This window comes from Natrialba chahannaoensis JCM 10990 (assembly GCF_000337135.1).
Lineage (GTDB): Archaea > Halobacteriota > Halobacteria > Halobacteriales > Natrialbaceae > Natrialba > Natrialba chahannaoensis.
Genome location: NZ_AOIN01000083.1, coordinates 1 through 12,530, shown reverse-complemented (window position 1 = coordinate 12,530; position 12,530 = coordinate 1). Strand labels below are relative to the sequence as shown.

13 protein-coding genes are annotated in these 12,530 nt (G+C 60.4%); 5 read left to right on the top strand and 8 right to left on the bottom strand.

Annotated features, from left to right (window positions below; all coding sequences use genetic code 11):
* Positions 1–38 precede the first annotated feature (38 nt).
* The 4 genes from C482_RS15195 (at position 39) to C482_RS15180 (ending at position 5,370) form a co-directional block, all read left to right on the top strand.
* A complete protein-coding gene (locus tag C482_RS15195) occupies positions 39–647 on the top strand; it encodes a biotin transporter BioY (RefSeq protein WP_006168604.1) in 609 nt (202 codons plus the stop codon).
* 8 nt (positions 648–655) lie between these two features.
* Entirely contained in the window at positions 656–1,381 is a 726-nt protein-coding gene (locus tag C482_RS15190) for an energy-coupling factor ABC transporter ATP-binding protein (RefSeq protein WP_006168603.1), read from the top strand.
* 48 nt (positions 1,382–1,429) lie between these two features.
* A complete protein-coding gene (locus C482_RS15185; protein WP_006168602.1) occupies positions 1,430–2,134 on the top strand; it encodes an energy-coupling factor transporter transmembrane component T family protein in 705 nt (234 codons plus the stop codon).
* 692 nt (positions 2,135–2,826) lie between these two features.
* Positions 2,827–5,370 (top strand): BGTF surface domain-containing protein, encoded by a 2,544-nt coding sequence (locus tag C482_RS15180; RefSeq protein ID WP_006168601.1) that lies wholly within the window; start codon positions 2,827–2,829, stop codon positions 5,368–5,370.
* Between the two features lie 517 nt (positions 5,371–5,887).
* Here C482_RS15180 and C482_RS15175 read toward each other — a convergent pair.
* Complete coding sequence (locus tag C482_RS15175) at positions 5,888–6,310, bottom strand: hypothetical protein (RefSeq protein WP_006168600.1); 423 nt, start codon at positions 6,308–6,310, stop codon at positions 5,888–5,890.
* Between the two features lie 357 nt (positions 6,311–6,667).
* On the opposite strand from C482_RS15175, the gene C482_RS15170 reads away from it, so the two are divergent.
* Positions 6,668–7,966 (top strand): tyrosine-type recombinase/integrase, encoded by a 1,299-nt coding sequence (locus C482_RS15170; protein ID WP_006168599.1) that lies wholly within the window; start codon positions 6,668–6,670, stop codon positions 7,964–7,966.
* Here the strand turns inward: C482_RS15170 and C482_RS15165 are convergent.
* From C482_RS15165 to C482_RS15135, 7 genes are read right to left on the bottom strand one after another with little or no spacing between them, the layout of a single operon-like run.
* The gene (locus C482_RS15165; RefSeq protein ID WP_006168598.1) at positions 7,930–8,094 is read right to left on the bottom strand and encodes a hypothetical protein; all 165 of its coding nucleotides are present in this window, start codon (positions 8,092–8,094) and stop codon (positions 7,930–7,932) included. The genes C482_RS15170 and C482_RS15165 overlap by 37 nt on opposite strands.
* The gene (locus C482_RS15160) at positions 8,091–8,405 is read right to left on the bottom strand and encodes a hypothetical protein (protein WP_006168597.1); all 315 of its coding nucleotides are present in this window, start codon (positions 8,403–8,405) and stop codon (positions 8,091–8,093) included. The genes C482_RS15165 and C482_RS15160 overlap by 4 nt, the downstream gene beginning before the upstream one ends.
* A complete protein-coding gene (locus C482_RS15155; protein WP_006168596.1) occupies positions 8,402–8,797 on the bottom strand; it encodes a hypothetical protein in 396 nt (131 codons plus the stop codon). The genes C482_RS15160 and C482_RS15155 overlap by 4 nt, the downstream gene beginning before the upstream one ends.
* Entirely contained in the window at positions 8,797–9,570 is a 774-nt protein-coding gene (locus tag C482_RS15150; RefSeq protein WP_006168595.1) for a hypothetical protein, read from the bottom strand. Before C482_RS15150 ends, C482_RS15155 begins: the two co-directional genes overlap by 1 nt.
* Positions 9,570–9,800 carry a hypothetical protein gene (locus C482_RS15145; protein WP_006168594.1) on the bottom strand — a complete coding sequence of 77 codons (231 nt, stop codon included), beginning with the start codon at positions 9,798–9,800 and terminating at the stop codon, positions 9,570–9,572. The genes C482_RS15150 and C482_RS15145 overlap by 1 nt, the downstream gene beginning before the upstream one ends.
* Positions 9,797–12,067: a hypothetical protein gene (locus C482_RS22445; protein ID WP_241431940.1), complete on the bottom strand. Its 2,271-nt coding sequence runs from the start codon at positions 12,065–12,067 to the stop codon at positions 9,797–9,799. The genes C482_RS15145 and C482_RS22445 overlap by 4 nt, the downstream gene beginning before the upstream one ends.
* Positions 12,064–12,504, bottom strand: a complete 441-nt coding sequence (locus C482_RS15135; protein WP_006168592.1) for a hypothetical protein — start codon at positions 12,502–12,504, stop codon at positions 12,064–12,066. Before C482_RS15135 ends, C482_RS22445 begins: the two co-directional genes overlap by 4 nt.
* Positions 12,505–12,530 lie beyond the last annotated feature (26 nt).

Here is a 12,530-nt window from a genome sequence, read left to right as displayed (position 1 = left end):
CCGAAGTTTTGATCATGGTTTACGAACGAGCGGGTGGCATGGAAACAGACCAGCAACAGGTCGACCTCGTCGACGACGCCATCGTGAGCCAGTTCGCTCGCGCGGCGCTGCTCACCGTCTTGCTCGGCGCAGCCGCACAGATTGTCATTCCGATCCCGGGTCCATCACCACCGATCACTCTCCAGGTGCTGTTCGTTTTCCTCGCCGGCCTCGTCCTCGGACCGGTCTGGGGGTCGTTTTCTATGATTCTCTACCTCACTGCTGGCGCAATCGGTATCTCGATCTTCGCCAACTTCGGGAGCGGAATCGGCGTGCTATTCGGCGAGACCGGCGGCTACCTCTGGTCGTACCCCCTCGCCGCAGCCCTAATCGGCCTCCTCGTCCACCGCGACTACCGCAGTCACGGGCTTCGTGACCCCGCCACCGTCTCGCTCCCGCTCGTCGTCGCCGCCCTCGTCGCCGGTACCATACTCATCTACGGAATGGGTGCCGCCTACATGGCGATGCTACTCGAGTTGACCGCGTGGCAAGCGATCACGGCTGCCGTCATCCCGTTCATCCCGGGTGAGATCATGAAGATGGCTGCGGCGATCGCGATCGTCAGGAGTGGCCGATTGCCGACCTCGGGGCGACAGTCGGGTCGGTGACCAAGCCGATGATCGAATTCGACAATGTCACCTACGGGTTCGACGAGGTGCCGGTCCTCGAGGATCTCTCGCTCACGATCGACGACGGTGAGTTCGTCGTCCTCGCGGGGGCCAACGGGAGTGGTAAAACGACGTTGCTGCGCCACTGCAACGGACTGCTCTCGCCCGACAACGGCACTGTTCGGGTTGATGGCATCCCCGTTTCGGAGAACTTGATCGCCGCTCGTTCGCGGGTCGGCATGGTCTTCCAACACCCACGAGATCAGTTCGTCGCCGCCACGGTCGGTGCCGACGTTGCCTTCGGCCCCGAAAACCTCGGGCTCGATCGCGACGAGATTGATCGTCGCGTGGTGAGTGCACTCGCAGCCGTCAACCTCGAGGGACGTACAGACGAGCGCATCGACACGCTCTCCGGTGGAGAACAGGCACGTGTCGCTATCGCGGGCGCGCTCGCGATGAACCCTGTACACCTCGTCCTCGACGAACCCTTCACCGGTCTCGACGCCCCCGCTCGACGTTCGGTACTCGACCGACTCGCGTCACTCTCCGCGTCGGGGACGGGTATCTGTCTCGCAACGCACGACCTGCGCGATGTCTGCGACCTCGCAGACCGGCTGATCGCGATGCAGGACGGACGGGTCGTGGTAGACGACACGCCCGCGCGTGCACTCGACGTGTTCTCGGAACTGCCAATCGCTATTCCGGATTCGGTCCGCCGGCAGCCCGCGGACTGACGCTGGCAGCCGGTCCACGCTACGAACTGAGCACACCCTCACCCCTATATGCTCACCTACGAACCAGACGACACGCTCGCCCACCGACTCGACCCTCGCTCGAAGCTCGCGATCCAGATTGGGTTCGCAGCAACGGCACTCTCGCACACCGCTCCGCGCGTGCTCGCCGTGCTCACGCTGGTCACGCTCGCGATTCTGGCAATTTCTCGTGTGCCGCTCCTGCAGACGCTCTATGCGTATCGCTTCGCGTTCGTGTTCCTCGGCGGTGCACCGCTGCTCGCGTCCATCACACTCGGGCCGCCGTGGGTCGACCTCTCCGCGGGTGTTGACTCGCTGCTCGCGAGCTATCGCGTGGTACTCATCCTACTCGTCAGCGCAGCCTATATTCGTTCGACGCGGGTCCGAGACTCTCGCGCAGCGATTCAGCGGACGATTCCCGGCAAGCCGGGGCAGTTGCTCGGTATCGGTGTCGCGCTGGTGTTCCGGTTCCTGCCGGTCCTTCGTGCAGATGTGAAGACGATCAGGGATGCGATGGCGGCCCGGCTAGGAACCGAGCGGGCGGCCCACGAGCGCGCCGGGACGATCGCACTGCTCGGACTCGAGCGCGCGTTCGACCGGGCTGATCGGCTGTCGCTCGCCCTCCAGGCGCGGTGTTTCGCCTGGAACCCAACGCTGCCGCCGCTATCGCTTTCGCGGCTCGACGCGCCCGCGCTTGGAATCGCGATCGTGCTGGCACTTTCGGCACTGCTCTGACGCCACTAGTCAATCGAGACGCCCGTTACGACTGTTGGCGTGTCGGGGCACAGCCCACGTACGACACTATACCCTCCAGTACGACACTATGCTACCCTCCAGTACGACACTATGGCTATGGGATGTGAACAGAAAGGGGGAGACGCGAGAGTGGGTTGTGCCTCTCGCGGATCGCGAACCCACCCGCGTGGTGTCTCACTGGATGGGGGATGGAGTGACAGCGGATGGGGGATGGAATGCCGCCAGACGAGCTCGTCTGGATGGGCAGTCGATAGTTATTGGTGATTACTAATAACTCTTTGGCAGACATTCGTCTGACTAGATCTGTGTTGGTACGGTCCAGTGGCTAGCTCCGAAAGACAGATCCACATACGACATTCAGGATATAAAATAGCGAGTGAGAGTTCAACGATAGCAACCGATTAGCTGCTGACAGCAATTGTCAGATACAGCCATAAAACGGTCTACGGCTAGCCTAACCCGTCAATGCACAGTTTCACGCTTGAAAGGACACCGTATCAGACGGGTCACTCCAGAGGATAGTCAACAAGAAAGCTTATTACAGATCCTCTAAAAGTCCTGTCTACCCCTACCCGGAGGCTGAGTGAAGGCAGCGTTCGACCGTGCCGGGCGGTCCGATGCTGTTGTACTTGCCCCGGCGAATTGCACGCTAAGCAACCTACAAGACAACTATGACAAACGAAACTACATTCCGCGAAAAGGGACGCGCACTGTTCCTTGCCGCGATGATGGTCCTGTCCGTTGTTGCCATGTCCGCTGCGGTTGCGGGCGCGGCAGCTGCGATCAATGACGAGCAAGAGCTCGATCAGGGACCAGTTGCGTACGATGACGAGGGAGACCAGACCATCGAGGTCGTCTTTGAAGGCGACGTCGGTGATGTAACGAGTGATGAGATTACTGTTGAGGACCGCAACGGAGATGAAGTCGACTGGGAAGTCGAAAGCTCCGATAACAACGTCCTCATCCTCGAACCAGAAGATAGCGACCAGGCAATTATCAGCTCTGGAACGCTCGAAATCGACTGGGACGACGACACTGTCGAATACGACATCGAAGTGACGTCGACCCTCGTTGAGGACCCTGGTGACACCGAAGAAGAAGAAGAAGAAGAAGAAAGCGTTGACGCCTACTACGGCGAGAACGTTGCAATCGTCGGTGACGAGGGAGACACCGTTGACATCTATAGCGACGACGAGTCCATCACGCGTGGTCTCGGAGACAACAGTGAGGTCCGCACCCTCGACACCGGCGACGACCGCTGGGACGGTGCTGACAACATTACTGTTGACTTCGAGAGTGGCGGTGAAGTGACGCTTGAACTGGACGACCTTGGTCTCGGCATCGAGACGGACGAGGACTCCTATTGGGACTCCAACACTGTCGAAGCTACCGCAGAGGCTGACGACATCGAGCGTCCTGTTGAGTTCACGCTCCTCGACGACGATGGCGACGACCTGAACACGACCGAAGGCCACATCGGAAGCGACGGTGAGGCTGTCGGCGAGTTCAACCTGAGCCAGATCGACGACGTCGATCACGAGAACTACACCATCGAGGTCGAGGATCTCGAGTCCGGTGTGACTGCTGAGTCCGACGAGTTCTCCGTCGAGGAAGAACCTGACGGTGACATTCTCTTCGACGACAGCTACAACGTTGCGCTCGGTAACAACGCAGAAGTCGTTGTTAACATCGACAACTACGACGGCCCAGTCTACGTTCAGGTTGGCGATGTTGAAGAATTCAATTACCAGACAGTTCTAGAGGTCGAAGACGACAGTGACAGCGGCAACGTCACGATTGTTGTCGACACGACGGAACTCGGAGACGGTGAGGACGCCTACAGTGTCCTTGACGACGATGATTCCTTCGATCACATCAATACGATGGGTGCGGCTGAGGCACCACTCGAGACAACTCACGGCTACAGCCTGACTGTTGGTGTGGATGAGGATGGCGAGAACGTCACGGCTGAGGAAGACGCATCCTCGCTCTACCTCGAAGACCGTGAGCCGATGACCGATGTCTACACCGAGACTGCACCAGACGGTGACGATCTCGACGATGACGACACGGTCGTGACCGCAACCGACGAAATCGCCTTCGAAGACAGCCTGCTGGCAACCATCGAGGCACAGGACATGTTCGCCATCGTTGAGGAAGACGATGATGCCTCTGAACTTGCAGATGCTGGCCTGAACGTCTCGATCACTGAGGCTGACCCAGGCGCAAACGTTGAAGCCACGACGTGGTCCAACGTTGACGGTAACGAGGACTTCAGTGACGGCGGAATCGAAGTCGTCGAGGCTGACGAAGACAACGGCACTATCACGCTCGCAATCGACTACGAGGACCTCCTCGAAGAGGACGAGTCCTACAAGCTCAACATCACCTACGAGGACGATGAGTTCCTCGATGATGATGAGGAAGAATATGTTACTACTGAGTTCGACCTCGTCGAACCTGAACTCGAACTTAGCGACGCTAACGAGGCGCTGCCAAACTCCGACAGCGCTGAAGTGACTGGAACGACCAACGTCGCACCAGGCACCACTGTCGAGATTCGAGCTGCCGCCCCGCAAAACTTCCACCTGGATCCTGACGAAACTCCAGAAGTCGACGCTGATGGCGACTTCGTCGGCATTATCGACTTCAGCGAGTACGAGGCAGGCATCGAGATGGAACTCACGGCTGACGTTGGTCTCGCAGACGACGAGATGGATGCTGAACTCGAAGACGCTGACGAAGCAATCATCAACCTCGAAGCTGACGCACCAAGCGAAGTTGACGTTGGCGACGAGGCAACCCTCGACGTGACCGTCTCCAACACCGGTGGCACTTCTGACGAAGTCGAAATCGGTATCGTTGTTAACGGTGAGAACGAGGTTAGCGAGAACGTCACGCTTGACCCAGACGAATCTTGGTCTGACAGCGTGACCTTCACGTCTGACTCTGAAGGCGACGTCGAATGGAGCGTTGTCGCTGGCGACAACGAGGACAGTGGAGCGACCACGTTCTCCGACGCTGACGATGACGAATCCGACACTGACGAATCCGACGAGTCCGACGCTGACGAGGACGAATCCGACACTGACGAATCCGACGATGACGGCGACGATGACGGCGACGATGACGACGGAACGCCTGGCTTCGGCGTTGCTGTCGCACTCGCCGCACTCCTCGGCGCTGCAATGCTGGCTCTGCGCAAGCAGAACTAAGCTGAGCAGCTACCCACACTAACCACCGGACTTCGTCCGGCTTTGCCGCACTTTGATTTTCTTTCGACCGCTACACCGAATAGCGACAGCTATTGTTCACGTTACGTTTCACGCTTGTAACCAGCCGAACTGGTGCTCTTGTTCCTGACGAGTGCCTATCGTAAGCAGCCCGTGATGAACATCCCTATATAATCACAAATCTAACACCGCAACACAGACACCGTTCCTCTGGATTTTCTCCCCCGAGTTACGAGTTCGGCCTGGGTGGGCTGTGTGTGAGTGAGTGAGTGCGTGGAGTGGCAGGTAGCGCGTCAGAGTGCTGATGGGGGTGAGAGCCGTCGGTCGGCGACTGACACTTGGTGGTTTCGATGACTCGATAGCTTCAGCGGTGGTCGCCGTGGTCGATGATGAGTCGTCACGGTCGGTTCGAGTTGTCAGTGGTGGCCGGCCTCGTCTTCCGAGGTGAATGGCTCCGGTCAGAAACGGGGTGGCCACCTACTTGTGTCCGGTACTGTCCTCAGGCACCGTCCCACGAGTAGTACGCCACCACGAGCACCGTTGAGGTGAGTGTCGCCGCGTTCCCCAAGACGACTAGAACGAGTTCGTCGAGTGCCGTCCCGGGCTGCAACAGTGATGCGCCGACGGCCGCGCTGACGAAGAACGGACCCACGACCGCCGACGAAATCAGGATCTGGTAGGTTCCAGTGAAGGTGACGACCGGTAGCCAATGTGGGACAAGCAGGTCTACGGCGAGGAACGCGAGAAACGTAGCCCCGAACCCGCCCACGAACAGCACGAGAAGGGTGTAGTCGGGCGCTCGCCCCGCGCCGACCTGTGTGAGGACCCCGCCATTGACGAGTGCGAGTAGTGATCCAATGTCCCACAGCCAGGACCGGTTCCACGCGGAACGAGCGTACAGCCAGCGAACGGAAAGATGCATACCGTCTCTATGGTCGTCCCGAGTGAAAAAATTCGAGATTGTCTGTCTCGTACAATAGTGGACACCGATATAGAAATTTCGCTCCGAACGTAGTGGTCGTCGCAGAAAGAGTCGGTGGGGGATTTTGAACCACGGTCGCAGCGAAGCTGCTCCCTGATTCAAATCATTCCAGAGCAGACATTCTGTTCACGAATTTACTCGTCGAAAAGGAAGCCGGTGGAGGGATCTCAGCCAAACCCTTAACATAGTCGGCTTGGATGAATAGTCATGGCACCTGATCCGAAACAGGGCGTCGAAACCNAGCCGGTGGAGGGATCTCAGCCAAACCCTTAACATAGTCGGCTTGGATGAATAGTCATGGCACCTGATCCGAAACAGGGCGTCGAAACCCTCCGCGAGAAGCTCACTACGGGTGATCGCGGTGGGTCCGACGTCGACCGAGAGCTCCTCCTCGAGTTCAGCGATGAGCTCCGACTCAGACGGGAGGACTACGGTCACTACCGACACGAGAAGCTGCTCCGGCACCTCGTCCGGATGAGCGAACACGCCGAGACTGAACTCCACGAATCGATCCTCGAGGACGTCGAGGATGTCGACGACGATACGTTCTACGAAGCGAAGGACGCTGCGAAGGTCGTCGTCCGCTGGATCCACGACACATACGACGTCGAGGACGGATCCCAGGAAACCAACCGCGACTACCGCGTCGCGTTTCGACTGCTCGCCAAGCACGTCACCCGTGGCGACGAGATCCCCGACACGCACGACTGGATCTCGACGAAGACCACCCGCGACTACGATCCCGAGCCCGACGAAGCAGACATGCTCGATCTCGAGCACGACATCAAGCCGATGATCGAGATGGCTCGCAACCCGCGGGACAAAGCAATCATCGCGCTGCAGTTCGAAGGCGGATTCCGTGGCGGTGAGCTCTACGACATGACCGTCGCCGACGTCACCGACGGTGAACACTCCACGAAGGTGCGTGCCGACGGTAAACGCGGTGAGCACGACGTCCACCTGATCTTCGCAACACCGTACGTGAACCGGTGGTTGAACGAACATCCTGGTGGTCGTGACGACTATCTCTGGTCGAAGCTCAACACGACCGGTCGACTCAGTTACCAGCGATTCCTCCAGTGCTTCAAGGAGTCCGCTGCTCGAGCCGATATCCAGAAGCCGGTCACGCCGACCAACCTGCGGAAGTCCAACGCTTACTGGCTCGCCACCCGTGGCAAGTCCCAGGCGTTCATCGAGGACCGCCAGGGTCGCGCTCGCGGCTCGCCCGTCATCTCCCGGTACGTCGCGAAGTTCTCCGGCGAGACGCAGGAGAAAGAGTACGCGGCCATGCACGGCCTTGAGGTCGATACCGAGGACACCACCGAAGAAGTCGCTCCCGTGACGTGTCCCCGCTGCAGCGAGAAGCCCCCCCACGACCGAGACTTTTGCATCCACTGCCGGTTCAGCCTCGATCTCGAAGCCAAGCAACTGGTCGACATGCTCAAAGACCGGATCGACGACGAGATCGTCGACGAAGAAGATCCCGATCGGCGCGGTGACCTCATCAGTGGCCGCCGAACGCTCGAGGAGAAGCCCCACGTCATGGACAGAGATCAGCTTCATGAGTTGGCCTCCTCGTTGTCCGTTGAGGACTGAAGCGCGATTTCGAAGATGCGCCCCACCTCGTTATCGTAGTGCTCTGCAAGCCGTTCGAACAGCTCGCGTTCGTCATCGGTCAACTCGTCGTTCGGTTCGCTGGAGGTCGGCGAAGTGCTCTGGCTCATTGGTCGGTCACCTGATTGCGGACGTAGATGCGCTCGGACCACGGGCGGTCCATCAGTTCGATGCACGTCACGAGCCCGCCTTGGCGGGCAATGAGGACGGTGTCGGTACGGCGGGGGTAGCGGGCGACAGCGCCGCGGTGGGCGCTCGGGTAGTGTACTGGGTGTGCTGCCTGCCATGCCTGCTCGACGTCGACGTCGTCCAGGAGTGCCCGGTCGACCCACTGGTCTTCGACGTGGCCTGTGATCTCCCCGACCGCGTGGTCGGCAGCACGCTGTCGCTCGTGTTCGGCGATGTCCTCTACAGCGCTCATGCTGAAACCACCCCGTTGGTGAGCGCGAGTGTCGCCCAGAAGATGAGCGCGACAGCGCCGAGCAGGATGAGCGTCTTCAGCGGGGTGAGACGCGCTCGCTCTTTGAGACGCTGTCCGAAGTACTCCTCAGGAGTGCCTGGAGAGACACGGCCGTCGCCGCCACAGAAACTGCAGGTCCGGTTGCCCTCGTGGAAGCACTCGCCGTTCATGTGACAAAGGTCGTCGAAACAGTCGATGAAATCGCCACGGCCGTCACAGCTCGGGCAGTGAACGCCTTCTGTGCGAGCACGGAACTCGAGTTCCGTGCCGCAGTCTTCACAGAGTGTCTCGCCTTGACGATCGTCCTCGAGGTCGTCGCCGCAGCGGGAGCAACGTGTTTCCCAACCCGGCATCACCGACCACCTCGTGGGAGGTCGCGGACGTCACCGTAGCATCCGAGGTACGAAGTGAACGTTCGCGCCCGCCCACGGGTAACGCCAAGCGCCTCGGCGACATCACCGAGCGTTTCGTGTTCGTCGACGGCTGCCTCGACATCGTCTCGAGTTACTCCCTCTGAAAATTCGACGTTTGTCTCGGCCTGATCGTCGACGGCGTCGACGGTGATCGGTTCGGCGGTGTGGTCGTGCTGGACGTCGTCGCCGGTGTCCTCCGGCGCGTCGTCCGCGGCGTCCTCCTCGAGGTCGACGGTTGGTGCCTCTGACTTTGACTCTGACGTTGGGGTGTCGTCCTCGGTGGAGGTGCCGCTCTCGTCACTGTCGTCTTCGTTGCTCTCGGTCTCGTGGACGCCGTGGTCGGTCATCCGACGATAGACCGCGCCGTAGCCGACCTCGAAGCGGTCACTCGCAGCGCTGATGTTGCCGTCCGCTTCGTCGTAGGCCTGCTGGAGGTCCTCGGTTGAGGTGTGATCGAGGAGATCGTCGGCCTCGAGGTCATCACGCTCTGTATCGTCAGTCGTCTCTGTTTGCTCGGTGTCTTCGGACTGGTCCGACACGGCTGTGATCTGGTGGAGGTCAGCGTCAGCGGGAACAGTCACCGTCAGCTGGCCACGGACTGCATCGTCGCCACCACTGAGCAACTGCGCGCCGTCGACGGAGATCGGTGTCTCCTCCTGGAGTGCATCGACGACGTCGGCGAACCGTCGGAGGTCGTCACCGGTCTCAGACATCACGAGTCCTCACCTCCATCGAGGTAGACCACCTTGACCGCTGGGTAGCCCTCGAACATCGCGTGGTTGCGGAGCCGAGCGTTCTGTCGCAGGACGTAGTAGTACCGGTGGAAGTAATCAGGTCGGGAGAGCAGCCCACCCTTCTGAGGGATCTGACGGTGGCGGTACTGGAACGTCCCTTTCGGAGGGTTGCGGAACTCTCGGTACCGGTCGAGAAGACGTCGGATCACGCCTGCTCACCCCCTCCAGTTCGACTCGAGTTCTCAGATTCTGGTTCCAACTCGTCACGATCGTCGGTATCCCACCCGTCGTTGAGTCGACGCTGTCCAACGACATCCTGTGGATTCTCGTCGGAGTAGGCGGGTCGCTCTGGGACGACTGTAATGGTGCAACTGTCCTCGGACTCGGTGGTGTAGACGCCTGGGTCGGCCTCTTCTGGGGATTCGTGAGCCTCCGCAACCCGATCAACACCGCCGTCGGTCATGATGTCGCGGTCGTCCTGGTCGTCGACAACGGACACGAACTCGACGTCGAGTGCTTCGGTGGGGTCGGCGTCGTCCCAACCATCGCCCTCGCTCGCGATCATCGAGTGTGCGGTGTCGATCGTGTCCTCGAGGGTCATTGCCTGCTCTGGAACGGACCCCGCAAGATCGGCTGCAGGGGCGAGAGTTCCACCTGAGAGCTGCTCCGATGCAACACTGAGAACCGCCAGTAGCGCCTGGACGTGCACACGGTCACCGCGGATTCGGAGCTCGACCTCTTCGGTCATGTACGCCGCGGCTTCCTGGCCACCGTCGGTCGCGACGGCTCGCTGGAGATCGACATCGTGCATCTCCTTACGGGCGTGGTCTTCGGCTTCGTCTGAGACCTCGAGGAGGTCCGGGTCGCTGTAGGTCCACGGACAGTCCTCGCAGGTGGCTCGGTGTTGTGGACGTCCACCGTCGGCGATCGCGATCTGCGTGTCATCACAGTCATGATGGATCAGTTCGGTCAGCGAATCGAACGGCTGGTCGCAGAGATCACACCAGTGCGCGTCGCCAGCGAGGAACGCCCGCCGTCCTCCGAGATCGTGGCCGCCGTCGGTCGCGATATCGAAGCCAGCCTCCTCGAGGACATCTGACGGCTTCCGTCCGCACTCAGTGTTTGATGGCGCGTTCGCCGTCCCAAAGCACTCCGAACAGCCGCGGTTCTCGAGTTGCCAATCGGGAGTTGCATCGAGATCCTGAACACGAAACGAGACGCCGTCTCGGTTGTTGTATCGACACTGCACGGTAGGATCTTCGCGGGTGGCATCCTCTGCCGGCAGGTGTAGCGCCGCTTTAGCCCCGCCGGAGTTCGATCGACGGACGAAAAACGGCACTTCTTCGCGAATCTCGCTGTAGTCGGGCTTCCCGCCGTCGGTCCGAATGTCGCGGCCAGTATCCGTGTGTAGTGAGTGACCACCGCCGTCTCGAACGAACCTACCAAACGTCCCACCACCCTCTGTATTTTTACTGACTTCTCCCGTACCCAATCCTATGTCAGTAATCTTGGCAGTCGTAGCGGTAGTGGCCTTAGCTATACTGATCCCCCTGTTTGTAGTTAGTTTCGCAGGCGCATTATTTTGCTCCGGAGGGGCTGGGCTCGTTTTCGTCCGTTGGCTTGGATCGGAGAAATTCAGTGGCCAGAGGCGAAGCGACGTGAACTGGTGACAGCGTAGGGAACGAACTGTTTCGTCCACAGACTGACCGCCGTCGGTCGCCACTGGTCTCTCCCGGACCTCGCCACAGAGCTGGCACTCGTCGCCAGCGGGGACGATGACGTGATCGGCATAGCTCTCCGGACAGCGATGAGCAGTGCGGTCGGGATCGATCTCGAGGCCGTCCTCACAGTACGGACAGCTGGTGGCCGGAACAGCACCGCGTCCGACGACAGTCTGGTAGTCACAGTCAGGACACTCGAGTACCACGAGGTCCTCGGGATCGTGACCACCGTCGGTCATCACGTGACGCCCGAGGCGATCTCGAACACGCCCGCAAAGGTCGTCGCGACGGTGCTCGACGCAATGAGCACTAGCAGCCGTTCCAATCGCGGCACGTTCGGAGTCGCCGGCGTCGATCAGTGTGGCGGCCTCACGAACAGCACGGTCGAGCCGTTCGGTCTCGGAGATACCGCCGTCGGCGCAGAGCTCTGACGCGCGCTCAAACTGTGCGTCGTCAGGAACCGTCTTGGCGCGTGATCCCTCAAGTGCGGCAGCGCACTCTCGGCAGACCGGGGCGTCGTACTTCTCGGGGACGTACCGGAGATCCTGGGTCACTCGGGTGACGGGGATGTCAGCGATGGCACCGCAGACACAGATGTGCTGTGAGCCGTCGCAGTCCGTCGACGCGTGCCAGAGTCCGTCCTCGAGAATCCAGTGGTCGGGATCGGTCGCCGTTTCGTACCGGTCCTCGAGTTCGTCCATCTTGCACTGCTGGCACAACCAGGACTGGTTCCCGCAGGTCGAGCAGTCGGTCATCGCATCTCACCCAATTTGAGTGCGTGAGTCGTCCGGAGCCACTCCCCGCGACTGTCGCCTTCAACGCGCAGCCGGTAGCCGTACACGAGCTCCGTTTGAAGTGTTTCAGGTCGGGGCTCAGCGCGCTCGGCGGCATCGAACGCGTTCGCGACGCGCAACTGCTCAAGCAGTTGTGGTTCTGCGCGCGGGTCACCAACTTCGGTATCCTCGAGAATCTCGACGCCCGCGTCGGCAGTGTTATCCGCGCCGCACCCGGACTGTGCAACTGGACGGGGCCGTGGGCCTGTACAACCACCCGTCCGTGCTGCCGCGTTACTGCGCGGCGGCTTTTCGCTAGTACGACTGTCCTGCTGAGTCGCATCTTGGTCGTGAGGACGACCGGCTGTACCGCGTTCTGTGGGGTAATGTTCATTTACCCCGAAGTTCTCGTCTTTCATGGATTCTGAAATCCCCTGCTAGGGTT

Coding starts and splice junctions, on each gene's coding strand:
- C482_RS15195 (WP_006168604.1), top strand. CDS start 39: ATGGAAACAGACCAGCAACAGGTCGACCTCGTCGACGACGCCATCGTG.
- C482_RS15190 (WP_006168603.1), top strand. CDS start 656: ATGATCGAATTCGACAATGTCACCTACGGGTTCGACGAGGTGCCGGTC.
- C482_RS15185 (WP_006168602.1), top strand. CDS start 1,430: ATGCTCACCTACGAACCAGACGACACGCTCGCCCACCGACTCGACCCT.
- C482_RS15180 (WP_006168601.1), top strand. CDS start 2,827: ATGACAAACGAAACTACATTCCGCGAAAAGGGACGCGCACTGTTCCTT.
- C482_RS15175 (WP_006168600.1), bottom strand. CDS start 6,310: ATGCATCTTTCCGTTCGCTGGCTGTACGCTCGTTCCGCGTGGAACCGG.
- C482_RS15170 (WP_006168599.1), top strand. CDS start 6,668: ATGGCACCTGATCCGAAACAGGGCGTCGAAACCCTCCGCGAGAAGCTC.
- C482_RS15165 (WP_006168598.1), bottom strand. CDS start 8,094: ATGAGCCAGAGCACTTCGCCGACCTCCAGCGAACCGAACGACGAGTTG.
- C482_RS15160 (WP_006168597.1), bottom strand. CDS start 8,405: ATGAGCGCTGTAGAGGACATCGCCGAACACGAGCGACAGCGTGCTGCC.
- C482_RS15155 (WP_006168596.1), bottom strand. CDS start 8,797: ATGCCGGGTTGGGAAACACGTTGCTCCCGCTGCGGCGACGACCTCGAG.
- C482_RS15150 (WP_006168595.1), bottom strand. CDS start 9,570: ATGTCTGAGACCGGTGACGACCTCCGACGGTTCGCCGACGTCGTCGAT.
- C482_RS22445 (WP_241431940.1), bottom strand. CDS start 12,067: ATGACCGACTGCTCGACCTGCGGGAACCAGTCCTGGTTGTGCCAGCAG.
- C482_RS15135 (WP_006168592.1), bottom strand. CDS start 12,504: ATGAAAGACGAGAACTTCGGGGTAAATGAACATTACCCCACAGAACGC.